14 protein-coding genes are annotated in these 16,201 nt (G+C 63.2%); 6 read left to right on the forward strand and 8 right to left on the reverse strand.

Annotation, left to right across the window (positions count from 1 at the left end; genetic code table 11):
- Window positions 1-12: 12 nt before the first annotated feature.
- A complete protein-coding gene (gene phaR, locus L858_RS0111010) occupies window positions 13-612 on the reverse strand; it encodes a polyhydroxyalkanoate synthesis repressor PhaR (protein WP_022683206.1) in 600 nt (199 codons plus the stop codon).
- Between phaR and L858_RS0111015 the strand changes: the two genes are divergently transcribed.
- Window positions 611-1,699 carry an alpha/beta hydrolase gene (locus tag L858_RS0111015; RefSeq protein ID WP_028056031.1) on the forward strand — a complete coding sequence of 363 codons (1,089 nt, stop codon included), beginning with the start codon at window positions 611-613 and terminating at the stop codon, window positions 1,697-1,699. The two genes, phaR and L858_RS0111015, sit on opposite strands and share 2 nt — an antisense overlap.
- Before the next feature lie 47 nt (window positions 1,700-1,746).
- Window positions 1,747-2,919, forward strand: a complete 1,173-nt coding sequence (locus L858_RS0111020) for an acetyl-CoA C-acetyltransferase (RefSeq protein WP_022683208.1) — start codon at window positions 1,747-1,749, stop codon at window positions 2,917-2,919.
- A gap of 84 nt (window positions 2,920-3,003) precedes the next feature.
- On the opposite strand, the gene alr is transcribed toward L858_RS0111020, so the two are convergent.
- Both alr and L858_RS0111030 read right to left on the reverse strand, forming a co-directional pair.
- Window positions 3,004-4,050 (reverse strand): alanine racemase, encoded by a 1,047-nt coding sequence (gene alr / locus L858_RS0111025; protein ID WP_022683209.1) that lies wholly within the window; start codon window positions 4,048-4,050, stop codon window positions 3,004-3,006.
- A gap of 39 nt (window positions 4,051-4,089) precedes the next feature.
- Window positions 4,090-5,682, reverse strand: coding sequence for an MFS transporter (locus L858_RS0111030; RefSeq protein WP_022683210.1), 1,593 nt, complete (start codon window positions 5,680-5,682; stop codon window positions 4,090-4,092).
- A 136-nt stretch (window positions 5,683-5,818) separates the two neighbouring features.
- Here L858_RS0111030 and L858_RS0111035 point away from each other — a divergent pair, with 136 nt between their 5' ends.
- Complete coding sequence (locus L858_RS0111035) at window positions 5,819-6,031, forward strand: hypothetical protein (protein ID WP_022683211.1); 213 nt, start codon at window positions 5,819-5,821, stop codon at window positions 6,029-6,031.
- Window positions 6,032-6,270: 239 nt separating this feature from the next.
- On the opposite strand, the gene L858_RS0111040 is transcribed toward L858_RS0111035, so the two are convergent.
- A complete protein-coding gene (locus L858_RS0111040; RefSeq protein ID WP_022683212.1) occupies window positions 6,271-6,903 on the reverse strand; it encodes an alpha-ketoglutarate-dependent dioxygenase AlkB in 633 nt (210 codons plus the stop codon).
- Between L858_RS0111040 and L858_RS0111045 the strand changes: the two genes are divergently transcribed.
- From L858_RS0111045 to L858_RS21675, 3 genes are all read left to right on the forward strand, one after another.
- Window positions 6,902-7,267 (forward strand): DUF4186 domain-containing protein, encoded by a 366-nt coding sequence (locus L858_RS0111045; RefSeq protein ID WP_022683213.1) that lies wholly within the window; start codon window positions 6,902-6,904, stop codon window positions 7,265-7,267. The two genes, L858_RS0111040 and L858_RS0111045, sit on opposite strands and share 2 nt — an antisense overlap.
- A 105-nt stretch (window positions 7,268-7,372) precedes the next feature.
- Window positions 7,373-7,537, forward strand: a complete 165-nt coding sequence (locus L858_RS21980; RefSeq protein ID WP_022683214.1) for a hypothetical protein — start codon at window positions 7,373-7,375, stop codon at window positions 7,535-7,537.
- A 93-nt stretch (window positions 7,538-7,630) separates the two neighbouring features.
- Complete coding sequence (locus tag L858_RS21675) at window positions 7,631-7,948, forward strand: hypothetical protein (protein ID WP_152639807.1); 318 nt, start codon at window positions 7,631-7,633, stop codon at window positions 7,946-7,948.
- On the opposite strand, the gene treY is transcribed toward L858_RS21675, so the two are convergent.
- Genes treY through glgX form a run of 4 tightly spaced genes read right to left on the reverse strand, consistent with a single transcriptional unit; the run spans window position 7,945 to window position 16,176 of the window.
- The gene (gene treY / locus L858_RS0111060) at window positions 7,945-10,410 is read right to left on the reverse strand and encodes a malto-oligosyltrehalose synthase (RefSeq protein ID WP_022683216.1); all 2,466 of its coding nucleotides are present in this window, start codon (window positions 10,408-10,410) and stop codon (window positions 7,945-7,947) included. The genes L858_RS21675 and treY overlap by 4 nt on opposite strands.
- Complete coding sequence (gene malQ / locus L858_RS0111065; RefSeq protein ID WP_022683217.1) at window positions 10,407-12,365, reverse strand: 4-alpha-glucanotransferase; 1,959 nt, start codon at window positions 12,363-12,365, stop codon at window positions 10,407-10,409. The genes treY and malQ overlap by 4 nt, the downstream gene beginning before the upstream one ends.
- Window positions 12,362-14,077, reverse strand: coding sequence for a malto-oligosyltrehalose trehalohydrolase (gene treZ / locus L858_RS0111070; RefSeq protein WP_022683218.1), 1,716 nt, complete (start codon window positions 14,075-14,077; stop codon window positions 12,362-12,364). Before treZ ends, malQ begins: the two co-directional genes overlap by 4 nt.
- A complete protein-coding gene (gene glgX / locus L858_RS0111075) occupies window positions 14,074-16,176 on the reverse strand; it encodes a glycogen debranching protein GlgX (RefSeq protein WP_022683219.1) in 2,103 nt (700 codons plus the stop codon). Before glgX ends, treZ begins: the two co-directional genes overlap by 4 nt.
- Window positions 16,177-16,201 lie beyond the last annotated feature (25 nt).

Here is a 16,201-nt window from a genome sequence, read left to right on the forward strand (position 1 = left end):
CGAACGCGCGGTTCAGCGAAGCTTGTCGATCTTCGCGTTCAATGCCGCGAGCTGGGCCTTGAGCTCGGCGATTTCGTCGTCCTTGCTTTCCTCCGCAGCGGCAGAGGAGGATGAAGGCTTCGCCATCCCAGGCATACCCGGGATCCCGGGTATGCCTGGCACACCCTTGCCGAACGCAGTCGTCGCCGCCTCGAACATTTCCATGTTGCGCTTGGCGATTTCCGCGAGAGGGCCACCCCCGAACGCGCCCTTCATCGCTTCCTGGAATTGCTGCTGGTTCTTGCGGAACGCGTCCATCGACGCTTCCAGATATTGCGGGACCATCGACTGCATGGAGTCGCCATACATGGCGATCAGCTGGCGCAGGAAGTTGACGGGCAGCATATTTTTGCCACGCTGCTCCTCCTCCATGATGATTTGTGTGAGGACGTTGTGCGTGATGTCCTCTCCGGTCTTTGCATCTACCACAACGAACTCGCGCCCCTCACGAGTCATCTGGGACAAAAGATCCAAAGTGATGTAACTGGATGTTTCTGTGTTATAGAGCCGCCTGTTAGCGTACTTCTTGATAATGACCGGTTCGGATTCGTTCGCGGTCTTAGATTTGGCCATGGATACCTCTCCCACACCTGCATTTGCCGCAATAGCACAGGGTGATGCCGCGCCGCAACATGGGCCCCGGCCTTTGCCCCTTTTTCTCAATATTTTATGGCGGGAAACGGAGGGTGATGCGGGACTTCGCCGCCGCGCTTTCCAGGGATTGCGGAGATATCAAGAAGCTAAACGACCTCCGCCGAGGCCCGCGCCAGCCATCTTCGCGCATGCGGGCAGTGCGAAGCTGCTTCGTTATGGGACGAAAAACGGACGCGCCCCCGTGGTTTTCGTGCCCTCCTTGATCAACCCTCCGCAGGTGCTGGACCTGTCGGAGAACCGATCCATGCTGCGCCACATGGCTGCAGCAGGACATGACGCCTATCTGGTCGACTGGGGTGCCCCGGCAGCGGACGACCAGGGGCTTGATCTGGAACGGCACGTAACGGAAAGACTTCTGCCGATGCTGGCAGCGCTACCCCAGCCGCCGATCCTGGTGGGATACTGCCTTGGCGGGAGTCTGGTGATCGGCGCTGCCGCTTCCCATCCCGCGCGAGCCGTCGCCGTCATCGCGGCCCCGTGGAATTTCGATGGCTTCCCTCCAGCCGACCGGGAACTGATCGAGGGACTTTGGCACGGTTCAAAGCCGGTATGCGAGCGACTGGGCTATGTGCCGATGGAGGTGTTGCAATCGGGCTTTTGGGCGATGGATCCCACCCGCACGATCCGAAAATACGCCGCCTTCGCTGATGTGACGCCTGGGTCAAGCGGGGAACATGCGTTCCTTTCGGTGGAAGATTGGGCGAATGGCGGACCGCCCCTCACCTATGCGGCGGGGCGGGATCTGTTCGAACGGTTTTATGCCGCGAACGCCAGCGGGCTTGGGAAATGGAAGATCGCCGGGAAGGTGGTAGACCCAGCGGCGCTGCATTGCGCAACATTTTCAATCAGTTCAGCAACCGACCGGATCGTCCCCGCCAGTGCCGCCCCCGTCATGGCGAAAGTGGAGACGCTAAAGCTTGGCCATGTCGGGATGATCGTGGGCAGCCAGGCACGGCAATTGCTATGGGAACCGCTGTCCGGATGGCTTTCCAGCCATGGCGGATGATGTTATGTGCGCCCGCGAAAACGACCACCAGCTCTGAGGATCAACCTTTGTCAGACATCGTCATCACAGCCGCCAAGCGCACGGCCGTCGGAAGCTTCATGGGCGCGTTCGGTTCCACGCCAGCGCATGAACTAGGACGGACTGCGATCGTCGCCGCTCTCGGCCAGGCAGGGCTGTCGCCCGAAGAGGTGGACGAAGTGATCCTGGGGCAAATCTTGACCGCCGGTCAGGGCCAGAATCCCGCGCGTCAGGCAGCCGTCAACGCCGGGATCCCGGTGGAACGCACCGCCATCGGCCTCAACCAGCTCTGCGGCTCCGGCCTTCGCGCGGTCGCCCTTGCGGCGCAAGCGATCAAGGCTGGCGACGCGCGCATCATGGTCGCGGGCGGTCAGGAGAGCATGTCGCTCGCGCCCCATGCACAATATCTGCGCGCCGGTGCAAAGATGGGGCCGATTTCCCTCGTCGATACGATGACGCATGACGGCCTGACGGACGCGTTCAACAATTATCACATGGGCGTTACCGCGGAAAATCTGGCGGAGAAATATCAGATCAGCCGCGAGGCGCAGGACGAATTCGCCGTCTCCAGCCAGAACAAGGCGGAAGCCGCTCGCGCCGCCGGCCGCTTCAAGGACGAGATCACACCGGTCACGATCAAGGGGCGCAAGGGCGACACGATCGTCGACACCGACGAATATATCCGCGCCGGAGCAACAATCGACGCGATGCAGGGCCTCCGTCCCGCCTTCAAGAAGGATGGCACTGTTACCGCAGGCAACGCCAGCGGCATCAACGACGGCGCGGCGGCTCTGGTCGTGATGAGCGCGGAAGAGGCCGCCAAGCGCAACGCCCCTGTCCTCGCCCGCATCGCTAGCTTCGCAACCTGCGGCGTCGACCCCGCGATCATGGGCATCGGCCCTGCCCCGGCAAGCCGCATCGCCCTGTCGAAGGCCGGCTGGTCGCTCGGCGATCTCGACCTGATCGAAGCCAATGAAGCGTTTGCCGCGCAGGCGCTGGCCGTCGGCCAGGAACTGGGCTGGGATCCCGCCAAGGTCAATGTGAATGGCGGTGCCATCGCTATCGGCCACCCGATCGGCGCTTCGGGCGCGCGCGTGCTCACCACCCTCATTTACGAAATGCAAAAGCGAGACGCCAAGAAAGGCCTCGCCACGCTTTGCGTCGGCGGCGGTATGGGCGTTGCCATGTGCATCGAGCGCTGATCTGGAGATAATTCTCGCGAAGGCCGCTGGTCCATCAGGACTGGCGGCCTTTTCTATGTCCTAAAGCGATTGGCGATCAGCCTCTCAGTGCCAGACCCGATCGAAACGCGAACCAAGTCCCGTCAACAGTTCATATTGCGATAGGCCTGAGATGGCCGAAGCTTCCTCCAGGGCATAATCGAGGGTCAGCCAATCACCCTCGGCGAGATCGGCCGCCGCAGTGACATCGACCGCCGTCAGGTCCATCGAGACGCGGCCGATCACCGGAAGGCTTCGCCCTGCTATGCTGACCGAGCCACAGCCGGAAAAGCCGCGCAGATAACCATCGGCATATCCGATGTTGAGAACCGCGATCTCCATATCGCTTGCCGCGACATGGGTAGCGTTATAGCCGATACTATCCCCTGCCCGCACGCGCCGCCGCTGCAGGATCTGCGCCTCCGGGAAGACGGTCTGCGCGATATTCTGCCTCGCCTCTCCCCTCGGAATGCCGCCATAGAGCGCCAAGCCCGGCCGCGTCAGATCAAAGGAGAATTCACGCCCAAGGCAGATGCCGGCGCTGTTCGCCAGACTGTAGCGATCCGCTTTCACCTTCTCGCGCAACGGGGCGAACCGCTCCAACTGCGTCCGGCTCAATTCGACATCCTCATCCGCCGAAGCGAGATGGCTGAGCAGCGTCGCGATTGCAAGCCCATCAAGCTGCGGCACCAGATCATCGCGCCAATCGAGCCCGAGGCGGTTCATGCCCGTGTCCACCATGACGTCACACACGCCGCCACCCGCCGCCTTCCAGCGCGCGATCTGCTCAGCGGTGCAAAGGACCGGACGCGCGCGAGAGGTTTTGCTCAGCGCCATATCCTCATCGCGGACGCCGTGAAGAACGGAAAGCGAAATGCCTTCGCCCAGCTGCGACTCCAGCGCCCTCGCTTCAGCCCAATTCGAGACGAAAAAGTCGCGGCATCCCGCCTTCAGCAGGCGGCGCATCACCTCTGCTGCCCCCAGGCCATAACCGTCCGCCTTGATCGCCGCTCCGCACGCCGCATCGCCGCTCTGTTGCTTCAACCAGCGCCAGTTGGACAGCAGCGCCTGCTCATCCAGACGCAGGCGCAGCGGTGCGATAAAGCCAGTCATGCTCATGCGGATAGCGATCCCATCGTCAGCCGTCGAGCTTCAGGCGTCAAGCTTCGCGCCGCGCGTTTCCGGCAGGGCTACCAGGCATGTGAGCAATGCGGCGGCGACAATGGCCATGGTGTACCACAGCCCCGCATAGGGATCGCCCGTGCGCGCGACGATATATTGGCTGACCAACGGCAAAAATCCGCCGAAATAGCCGGTGCCGATATGATAGGGTATCGACAGCGAACTATAGCGTATCTGCGCCGGAAAATATTCCGCCAGCAGTGCTGCGACCGGCCCGTAAGTTGCGCCTGACAGCGTCCAGAGCAGGAGCAGCGCCAGGAAGATGACCGCGGCGCGAGCCCAGTCCGGCGTCTCTGGCGAGGTCTGATAGCCTGCCTTGTCGAGAGCCGCGTTCAGGCCCGCGCTGCTGAGATCCGCAACCTCTTCTCCGCCGATCGTCACGGTGGCCGTTTCCGCCGCGCGCTTGTCATAGGCGATGCCGCGCTTGGAAAAATGGTCGAGCAGCTTTCCGCACGCGCTGGCTTGCACCTTGGCGAAAGGATCGAAGCTGCAGTCCTTGCCGCTCACCACAACCGGCGCCCGCTTCGCCGCTTCATACAAGGACGGATTTCCGACGCTGCCCATGAGATGGAACAAGGGCAGGAGCAGCAGCAGCACCAGGGCATAGCCGATCATGATGGGCTTCCTGCGTCCGATCCGGTCGGACAGCCACCCAAAGAAGATGAACGCCGCCATTCCCGCGAATGCACTGCCGCCGACGAGCAGCTGCGCCGATCCCTGCGACAGATGCAGCCCACTTTGCAGGAAGTAGAGCGCCTGGAACATGACGGTATAGGCGATTACCGTGAAACCCGCCGCGATCCCGATCATCGCGACCAGCATCCGCCGCTTGTTGCCAGGATAGGTGAACGCATCCTTCAGCGGATTGCGGGACTGGCGCCCCGCCGCCTTCATCGCTGCGAACACCGGACTTTCATGCAGCATCAGCCGCATCCAGAGCGAAATGCCGAGCAGCGCCAGCGAGAAGATGAAGGGAAGGCGCCAGCCCCAGTCATCCCACACCCTTTTCCCGACGATCCATTGCGTCCCGACGACGACGATCAGCGAGAGGATGAAGCCGCCGATAACGCCGGCCTGGATGAAGCTGGTGTAAAAACCACGTCGCCCACGGGGCGCATGCTCGGCGACATAGATGGCCGCTCCGCCATATTCGCCGCCAAGCGCGAGCCCCTGTGCAATGCGCAGCAGGATGAGGATGACGGGCGCGGCCACGCCGATGCTGGCGGCCGAAGGTGTCAGCCCCACGCCAGCCGTCGCTCCGCCCATGAGAACAATCGTCGCAAGGAATGTATATTTCCGCCCCAGCCGATCACCAAGATAGCCGAACAAGACGGCGCCCAAAGGCCTGAAGCCGAAGCCCACGGCGAAACCGGCAAGGGAGTAGAGCAGTTCTACCGTCGGATTGTCCGTGGGAAAGAATGTCCGCCCGATGATCGGCGCGAGAACCCCATAGATGTAGAAATCATACCATTCGAACACAGTGCCGAGAGCGGAGGCTGAGATGACCAACCGATCGCGCCTTGCATCCATTACATAATTGCTGCCGACTGCCGTCCCGCTCATCCTGCCCCCTGATTTCCCTCGCTCCGCCTCCTTTTAGCCAAGCCGGTTACCCCAGCAAGCACCCATGCGCTTTTGCAAGGAACCGCCGCCCGCCGCCTCCGTTCGATAGGCAGCATCTCAGGACAGGAGAAATTAGATGGAGGAGCCTCGTCCCGGACAGGCCCCTGCTACGGAGCAGCGGTCCACCGTGCATGGCGTCCATGAAAAGGCCGCCCCCGGCCCTCACAAGGCGCTGCCTACCGACAAGGAGCGGCAGCAGATCGACGAGGCGCAGCAAAGGGCGGACGCCGATCGGAAAGAACTTCGCGCCACCGGACATGGCGATCACAAGGGCACGGAGGGATTCTAGCAAGAACGAACCGGCCAGCTATCCCGGAAATGCGAAAGGCCGCACCGGCGATCCCGGTACGGCCTTTCCATTGTCGGCCGATCTTCGGCAGAGCTCAGACGAGCAAAGCCTCCGTGGCGGAGGCCGTTAGCCCAACTGCTGCCTTCTCAGGCATGCGACAATGAGACATCAGACCACCTCCTTTCCGCTGTTGACGTTGAAGGCGATATGGGAAGCGGTTTCCTCCTCCGCAAGTCCGCTCAGCCCGCAAGCGCAAGCCCCTTGCGTGAGAGGCTGCGGAAAGTGATCGACCAGCGCGTGACATCCATGGCGGCGAGGCCATGCTCCCATTCGTGCCTTACTTCTCCCTGCAAATGATAGATGGAGCGCGGCTGCAAGAGGAGCGACGCTCGATCAAAACTTTTGCCGCTCCTCCGCCGCAGACGCAGCGTTGCAGGGGCTCCAAGCGACAGTCCCACCACATGCTCGAAAACCGGCCGATCGCGGTGCCATCCGATACCCGCGCCCGGATCGTAGCGGATCAGCAGCGCCTGCGCGAGTTCGACCGGATCCAGCCCGGCGAACGCCGCCGCTCGGGTCCTGATCGGCACCAACCAATCGGGAATGGGATCAGCCCGTGCAAAGCCCCCATTTTCAAAGTCATAGCTCCAGCCGAAGGACAGTGTGAGCCGCTTGCCGAGCCAGCGCTGGAAGCGGAAAGGCGAGAGCGGCTGCGCATCGATCGCCGCGATCAGTTTGGCTTCTTCCTGCGGTGAGAAGAAGGCTTCGGCATAGTCAAGGCCGGGTAGAAGCGGCGCAGGGAACAGGTCGATCTGGGTCACCATTTCCCCGAAATAGGAACTGGCTGCCGCAGTCGCTATATCCGCGGGCATGCGCGACCTGGATTTCGTCTTCCCCCGATTGGCCCGCTCGGCGTTCCGCTCCCGCTTCCGCCTGGGCGCGAAGGAGCGCGACTATATGGCGCGGCGCAGCCCGGACACGATCGAGCAGCACGCCCGCGACTTCATCGCCAAGCGGCTTGCCCCGGCCCTACCCGCCAATGACGGGCGGCAAACGCCGATGCGCGGGCATCCCGTGTTCATCGCGCAGCATGCGACCGCCACCTGCTGTCGTTCATGCCTGCGGAAATGGCATACCATAGCGGAAGGCCGAGCCCTGACCGACATCGAACAGGATCATGTGGTCGCAGCTGTCATGCGGTGGCTGAGCAGCGGCTTGGGCGAGCCGAGCGTATAAGTATGTTATTCAACCTAAGTTTTTCTGTCCCCATCGGGAACGATCGTGAGCCGGGCGCTTTCACCCAGCGGTGTGCCATGTCGAGACGCGCCGCAGGAGAGGGACATGATCAAGGCTCGCCATCATTTTGCTGGACAGCAGCCCAGCCTCGTGAGCGACAAGGCTGAGCAGCAACGCGTCTATTTCGCCTCAGAGGAAGCCAACCGCCGCAAATGGATGGGATTGGACGAGCGTTCCGAAAAGCCGGAACGCCCCATCCGCAAACATTAATACAAGTCAGGCCGCCATAGCCGAAGGCGGGCGCCCGCCTTCCAGAACAGCTTGTGCCGATGACAGGCAAAGCTGCAGGCTGGTGGCGACATAATGGCTGAGCAACCCGTCATGGTTGCGCACCGTCAACTCCCATATCTCGTCGCCAGCCTCACAACGCTGGCGCCCATCGGCACCGGCGAAGATCAACTGATCGCCCAATCGTTCCCGATGAAGAAGATGCCTGGATACAGTCGTTTGCGTTTCATGATGAGCATTGTGGGCGACTGTGAAGCTTTCACTATTTTGCGACAGCCAATCATCGCCAAGATGGGTAAACATCCGCCTTCGTATCCTTTTCCCCCGGCATTAAGCCAAATTGCAAGGCCGACCCAAAGACGCTTATTTTTTCATCAAGTTCCCATCATCTAACATTTTCCGCGGCTGATGTGAACGGGCAAGTCGTCAAACAGATCAGCAACTAACCTGGGTTGATCGAGCAGGAGCACCGTTTCACCCCACCATTGCCGGGGGGGCAAAGCCGAGTCTTGTCGGATGAGGACGGGCGCCATGTGGAGCATCACGGCACAGAGCAGCCTCTCCCCTTTCCAATTGCGGGTGAACGCCAGAACATGATCCGCACGGTCGCCCTCAACAGACACAGGCACATAATCGCCATGGGCAAAGAGCTCGGGCTCAGCGCGCCTGTGGGCGAGCAGATCGGCGATCAGGCGCAGCTTTTCAGCCTCGACGCTCGTTGCCCCACCAGCAGCGAGGAACCGGCGCCGCAAGGAAAAGTCGACCGGACGCCGGTTATCCGGATCGACCAGGCTGAAGTCCGGCAGTTCCGCGCCCTGATACAAGTCCGGAATACCCGGCATCATATATTTGAGCGCCGTCTGCGCCAGTATGTTCACCCGCAAGGCAGGGGCAGTCACCGCCAGAAAGGCTTCGAAGTCGCGGCGAAATTCCCCCTCAGCGAGCAGCGCCCCAAGCATCGCGCGGCACCGCTCCTCATAGGCTTCGTCCGGCTGCTCCCAGGCAGAGCGCAGCTTTGCCTCGCGGAGCATCTTGACGATCCATTCGCCGAGCCTGGCGATGAGGCCGGCCTCATCGAGATCGCCGCTGTCGAGGGGCCAAGCGCCGAACAAGCCCTGCACGATCTGATAGCGATCTGCCGGGTGGACAGCGGCATCCTGCGCTTCGGCCAGCCGACCCCAGCGCTGCCACCGCTCGGCCCACAGATCGGGAATGTCGCTGAGCAGCGCAAGGCGGGCGCGGGCATCCTCGCCGCGTTTATGATCGTGGGTTGCCGACGCCAACATCGCATGCGGGAAAAGCTCCTGCCGCGCTGCTGTCCGCTCGTGGAAGGTTCGAAACGACACGGCGGGCTGATCCGGCGCGAAGCCCACATCATTGGCGGACAGCAGCGGCACATGCCGATAGAAGAGCGTGTCTTCCACAGCCTTCGCGGCGATCGGTGCCGAGAGTTGCTGGAAGCGGCGGACGACTTCAGCGACGAGGGAGCGTGGCCCGGGACCCCCGCCACCCAGCCAGTCCAGCACCAGCGCCGCGACATGGTCTTCGCCGGGCGGAAGATGGCGCTGCACATCAGCCCACACCCGATCGCGAACGGCGCCATCTTCATGCGGCGCGGCCGAACCGGTTCCGTAGGTGCGGTAGACCGGGAACACCCACAACAGCCGCTCCATCGCCCGGCGGAGCATGGCAGGCGTGATCGCCTCCAGCGCGGGATCGTCCTCCAGCGCTGCTGCCAAAGCCTTCGTGCCCGCATCCACACAAGCGGAAAGCTGGGCGTCGAATTGCCAGGCGAGCAATTCCTGACGCGCCTTGAGGATGGCGTCATCAAGCGCCGGCGCAGACCGATCGACCTCGTGCCACAGAGCATGGAGGGCGTTCATCCCGGCGGCGTCATGCAACAGGCCGGTCAGGTCGCGCATGGCATCATAACCGCTGGTGCCATCCACGCCCCACGCGGGGGACAGTTGCTCATCGGCCGCCAGGATCTTCTCGACGACAATATAGGCACGGTCCTCCCCGCCGCGTATTTCGTCGAGTGCATTCCGGAGCGTGCGGCAATATCCCGCAGGGTCGGTAAGTCCGTCGACATGATCGATCCGAACGCCGTCGATCAGCCCTTGCCGGAACAGGTCGAGATAAAGCCCATGCGTCGCAGCGAAGACTGGAGGGTCCTCGACCCGCACTGCCGCCAGTTCATCGATCGAGAAGAAGCGGCGCCAGTTCAGCCGGTCATTGGCCGTTCGCCAGTGGACAAGGCGGTAGTGCTGCGCATCGACAAAGGCGCGCAAGGCTTCAGCCTCGGGCGAGGCGGGGAAGGTGCTGCCCGACCAGCCGAAGGGGTCGCCAGAGCCGGGCCGAGCGGGCAAATGCTGCTCGCCATAAAGGCTGAGAAAGAGATCGTGCCCATCGCTCTCCAGCCGCAGATCGCCCGCCGCGATCACCTCACCCAGCGTGGCGCCAAGGACCGGCAGGATGATCGGCCCGGTCCAGTCTATGTCGAAAACGGCGGCATGGGGGCTCTCCTGCCCAAGCCGCAGCACATCGTTCCACCAGAGATTGTCCCCGCCAGCGACGCCCATATGGTTGGGCACGATGTCAATAATGATCCCCATGTCGCGCTGCCGCAGCGCTGCCACCAACGCGCGAAAGCCTGCCTCCCCGCCCAGTTCGGGGTTGATGATCGTCGGATCGACCACGTCATAGCCATGGGTCGATCCTCGCCGCGCCTTGGTGATGGGCGATGCATAGATGTGGCTGATGCCCAATGCATCGAGATAGGGCAGGATGGCGATGGCATCGCCAAAGGTGAAGCGGGCATGAAATTGCAACCGATATGTTGCGCGGGGTATCATCGACAACGTGCCTTCCTTATGGCGCGGACCCTGGCGTTGACGGCAGGCTGCTGCATCATCATGTCGAGGGTCACGGGCATACGGCGGCGCCAATTGGGGTGCTCATCAACGGTGCCCGGCAGGTTGGGCTGCTCGTCCAGTCCCGCCAGGTCCTCCAGCGGAAAGATGGCGAGCGCCGCAGGCGTGGACGCCACATGGCGGAGCGCTGCGTCAACGGCTGGCTCCGTCTGCTGCGGGTCAGGCTGCGCCGCTCGGTCGCCGATCGCATCCCATAGGGCCGTGCGCTCCACATCGCGCGCGCGCTCGTCCGCATTGCCGCGGCTGAGAATGCGGTTCCACTCAAGATCGCGCCCCTTCCACCAGCCGGCAATCGTAGCGGTGTCGTGGGTTCCCGTCATTGTGACGCTGTTCACGTCATAGCTGGCGGCCGGACAGAAGCGGCCTCCCTCCTCGCGCTCGAACCAGAGCACCCGCATGCCATAGATGCCCCTGGCGCTGATCGCCTCGCGAAAGCCCTCTGGCACCGTGCCCAGATCCTCAGCTATGATCGCCGCCTCTGCGCGGTGGGACTCCAGCGCCACCAGCCGCAACATGTCGTCGAAGGGGTAAGCGAGATAGGCGCCCTCGCTCGCGCTTGCGCCCTCCGGGACTACCCATAGCCGTTTCAGCCCGAAACTGTGATCGATGCGCAATGCTCCGGCATGCCGCAGATTGGCGCGCAAGGTGCTGATGAAGGCCGCGAAAGCGGTCTGCTTCAGTCCTTGCGGCGAGAAGCCGGTAAGCCCCCAATTCTGCCCTTCGGGGCCGAGCGGGTCGGGCGGCGCCCCGACTGACAGGCCGGACAGCAGCGCGTTCTGCATCGCCCATGCATCGCTGCCGCCCGGATCGATCCCGACGGCCAGGTCGGCGATCAGGCCGATCGACATGCCCGCGTCCAGCGCCTCTTTCTGCGCGGCCTCCATGCTCCTGTCGCCCAGCCACTGGACGAAGCGGTGGAAGGCGATTTCCCGCACATGACTGGCGGCGAAGTCGCTCACAGCCGGGCTGTGCGGCGTGCGGAACGCCTCCGGCCAGTGCCGCCAGTCGTGCAACCCTTGCCTGCGATGATGGAGGTACAGCGCGTCGAACAACGCGTGGCAATGCAACGCATCGCCCTGGCTGTTGACCCACGCTTCCAACGCTCGGCTCGCGTCCGGGGGAAGCGCGTCGAACAACGCCCGTAAATAAACCAGGCGGTCGGGTATCGCCACCACCCAGTCGATCAGCGCGGGATCGGCAGCCTCCGGCAAGGGCGACAGGCCCAGCAGGGCGGGATTGCCAAGAAAGCCATTGACGAAGCGGCGGCTGGACGGGCTGTAGGGGCTGAACCGCCCTCCGTCGCCAGGATAAAGGGCGTGCACGGGACTGATCGCGATCGCGTCGGCACCCGCGTGGGCCAGCAGGCGGGCCGCGTCCGCGACGTCGCCCAGATCGCCGAAGCCCTTTGCGGCCTTGCCGCGTAGAGCGGGGATCTGAACCGCCGCACCCCACGCTCTTTTTCCTTCAGGAAGCGGTACGCAAGCCGGCGGAGCCACCGCGAGCAGGCATTCCGAATGACCAAGCTTCAGCCGGTAATAGCCTGCCTGCGGGAAGGGCGGCAGCATGCCATCCCGCACCTTCATGGCAAAGGCGCGCCCGTCCTCGGCGACAGCTTCGATATCGGTCAACTCTGCCGCGACGGCCGGCAATCTGATCGGGTGCCCCGCGTCTGCGCTGATGAGCGCGGGGAACCGCCGCGTCTGCTCCTGGACGAGGCGCCGGCTTTCGGCGATGGCAGGCTCTGTTGCGGCATCATAGCCGAGTGCCTTCAGGATCGCTGCAAGCGCCTCATCCGCGACAGTTTGGGCGCGCCCGTCGGCATCCGTCCAGCATCGCGCCAGCCCGGCCTCGTCCGCCAATTCATGCAGCGCGCTCATGGCGCACTCCACCAGGCGGCGAAGCTGGCGGGGTCGCCGGCCCTCCCCTCCTCATGGATCAACCTGCCCGGTGGGGAAGGCAGGGCGACGACACTATCACCAATATTGATGATAATGGTGAGCAACACCCCCTCGGCAAGCCGCCACGCCGCCTGAACGGCGCCTTCGCCAAGCATAGTGGCGCCGACAGCCCGCGCCTTTTCCAGCCGAGGCATGATCAGCTCGGCCCGGAGCCGCAGCAATGTGCGATAGAAATCCTCCCATTCTTCCGCATCAGCCGGCCGCTCCGGGCGCGAAGCGGCGAATGTCGCTTCTGAATTGGGATCAGGGATACGCGCACGCGCCGCTTCGTCGCTGAACGCCTCGAACTTGGCGAATTCCCGGCGCCGCCCTTCACGCACCGCATCAGCAAGCTTATCGTGAAAATCGGTGAAGAAGAGAAAGGGCGTGCGCGCGCCGATCTCGTCCCCCATAAACAGTAGCGGGACCTGCGGGCAGAGCAGCAGCAGCGCCGTCGCGGCCCGCAACCGCGCGGGATCGACAAGCTGCGTCAACCTCTCGCCCAGGGCGCGGTTGCCGATCTGGTCATGATTCTGGAGGAAAGACACGAAACGGAAAGGCGGCAGATGCCCACTCGGGGTGCCGCGGGGCCGTCCATCATGATTGGGTGAAGGCTCCCCCTGATAGATGAAGCCCTGTTCCAGACAGCGCGCCAGCCGCTCCGTCGGCCCATCGGCAAAGTCGCCATAATAGGCGCTGCTCTCGCGCGTCAGCAGGACATGCAGGACGTTATGAAAGTCGTCGTTCCACTGGGCGTCGAACCCGTCGGGCCCGAGGCGAGCGGCATCATTCTCCTCATTTTCAAGGATCAGGTGGACATGCCGCTCCGGATCGACATTATCGCGGATCGAATGGGCCAACCAGTCGAGAAACGAAGGGTTGCCGATCGCGTGCACGGCATCGAAACGCAGTCCGTCAAACCGGTAGTCGTTCAACCACATCAGCGCATTTTCCAGGAAGAAAGCCGCCACCTGCGGCTTATCCACCGCCACTGCTCCGCCCCAGGGGGTATCGACATCGGCATGGAAGAAGTCAGGCGCATAAAGCGACAGATAATTTCCGTCCGGGCCAAAGTGATTATAGACGACATCGAGCAGCACCATCAGCCCATGACCATGGGCCGCGTCGATGAGCGCCTTCAACTCATCGGGCGAACCATAGCTTTCCGCTGGGGCGAATGGCAGTACGCCGTCATAGCCCCAGTTTCGCATGCCGCCGAACGCACCGATGGGCATCAGCTCAATGGCAGTGATCCCAAGCGCCGCAAGGCGCGGCAGTTGCCCGATCAGTGCCGTAAATCCACCGGCCACGCCGACATGCACCTCCTGGATCACAGCTTGCGTCCAGGGCCGCCCGCGCCAGCCATCGTGAACCCAGGGATAAGCCTCGGCCGGGGTGACAAGGCTCCAGCCATGCACGCCGCCTGACTGCGATCGTGAGGCGGGATCGGGCACCGCCTGCTCATCGATCCGGAATCGGTAGCGCGTCCCTGCCGGAGCCTCGACCAGGGCGCTGAACCATCCGTCCTCTGCGGACTCCATTTCCAGGGCAAGGCCATCTACGTCGAGCGTGACCGTCTCCCGCCCCGGAGCCCACAGCCGGAAGAGCGTTTCTCCCGAGGGTTGCAGCGTTGAGCCCCAGAGCCGGCTCACTCCGGAAACTCCGCGACGGAGAGGATCAGCGCGGCGCTATGGGCCGCCAGCTCATAGACATCGCTGATTTTTTCGTCCGCCGTATCGGGACGGGCGCTGTCGGCGAGCAGGGATCTCTCGCGAAACGGTCCCGGCAACTGGAAGGAGATCGGCTCATCCCCGCTGTTCAGCAGCAGGTTGATCGCCTCGACGGATCCATCTTCTCGTCGGATCGCTCGCCGCATCGAAAGCGCCCGCGCTTCGGGATTCTGCCAATCCTCGTCCGACAGTTGCTGGGCTTGCTCATCCCACCATCCTATGTCGTTGATCCCCTGTCCGGGGGAATCCTGCCCATAGAGGAACGTGGAGGCGCGCAGCACCGCATGATCCTTGCGCAATCGGATCACGCGCGCAACGAAGTCGTTGAGTGCGCGTCCAGCGTCCGTTTCAAGCAGCGACCAGTCGATCCAACTGATCGCATTATCCTGGCAATAAGCATTGTTGTTGCCGCCCTGCGTACGTCCGAACTCATCACCCGCGACCAGCATCGGCGTGCCAAGTGACGCCAGCAGTGTCAGCAGCATCGCCCGCTGCACCCGCCCGCGCGTTTCGATGATGGCTTCATCGTCGGTCGGCCCTTCCGCGCCCCAGTTGCGGGAAAGGTTATTATCATGGCCGTCGCGATTCTCCTCGCCATTGGCCTCATTATGCCGCTCCTCGTACGCCACGAGATCGGCGAGCGTATAGCCGTCATGGCTCGTGAGGAAATTGACGCTGGCCCAAGGCCGCCTCGCGCGCCGGTCGAAAATGTCGCCCGACCCCGCCAGCCGAGCCGCCAGATCGCCGCGCTGCCCCGGATCGCCGCGCCAGTAGCGCCGCACCGTGTCGCGATATTTGTCGTTCCACTCGGCAAAACCGGGCGGGAAATTGCCGAGTTGATACCCGCCCATGCCTACGTCCCAGGGCTCTGCGATCAGCTTCACTCGGCCAAGGATCGGGTCCTGCCGCAGCACGTCGAAAAACCCGGCGCTCGGGTCAAAGCCATGGTCCGTCCGCCCCAATGTGAGGCCGAGGTCGAAGCGAAAACCGTCAATGCCGAAGGACGTCGTCCAATAGCGCAGCGAGTCCGCCACCATCTGGATCACCCGCGCATGGCCAAGGTCGAAGCTGTTGCCCGTGCCTGTATCGTTCAGGCAGTGGCGCGGATTGTCGGGCAGCAGCCTGTAGTAAGTCGCGTTGTCGAGCCCGCGCCAGCATAGCGTTGGCCCCAACTCGCTTCCCTCGCAGCTATGGTTGTAGACGACGTCCAGGATCACCTCGATCCCCGCCGCATGCAGCCGCCGCACCGCTACCCGCAATTCGTCCTGCGTATCCCCGGCGAAATAGCTCGGCTCCGGCGTGAAGAAGTTGAGGCTGTTATAGCCCCAATAGTTGCGCAGCCCCTTTTCCTGCAGGAAGCGGTCCTGCACGAACATATGGATCGGCATCAGTTCCAGCGCAGTGACGCCCAGCCGCTTGAGATGATCGATCACGCGCGGATGAGCGAGGCCCGCGAAAGTGCCGCGCTCCTGCGGCGGCACCTCCTCCATCAGTTTCGTCAGGCCCTTAGCATGAGCCTCATAGATCACCGTTTCCGACCATGGCGTGTTCGGCCTCACGTCACGCGACCAGTCGAAAATATCGTGCGTGACGACCGCTTTCGGCATGGCCGGACCGCTGTCGCGACGATCGAAGCCCAGATCCGCGCGCCGCCCCCGCACCGGATAACCATGCAGCGCGTCCGTCCACTTGATCGGCCCCGACAGCTTGCGCGCATAGGGGTCGAGCAACAGCTTGTTGGAATTGAAGCGATGCCCCTGTTCCGGCTGGTATGGTCCGTGCGCGCGATACCCGTACAGCAACCCCGGTCGGGCGTTGGGCAGATAGCCGTGCCACACCTCGTCCGTACATTCGGGCAGCGGGAGCCGGGCGATTTCGCGCCGGCCGCTTGGATCATAGATGCAGAGGTCGATCTGCTCGGCATGGGCGGAAAAGACCGCGAAGTTGACGCCGAGCCCGTCGAACGTGGCGCCCAACGGATAGGGTGTTCCGCCCTCAAGGCGGTCGGCAAGACGGCTCAAAGGTGGCCTTTCAATGGAGGGGGAT

Source organism: Sphingobium bisphenolivorans, from assembly GCF_000412635.1.
GTDB lineage: Bacteria > Pseudomonadota > Alphaproteobacteria > Sphingomonadales > Sphingomonadaceae > Sphingobium > Sphingobium bisphenolivorans.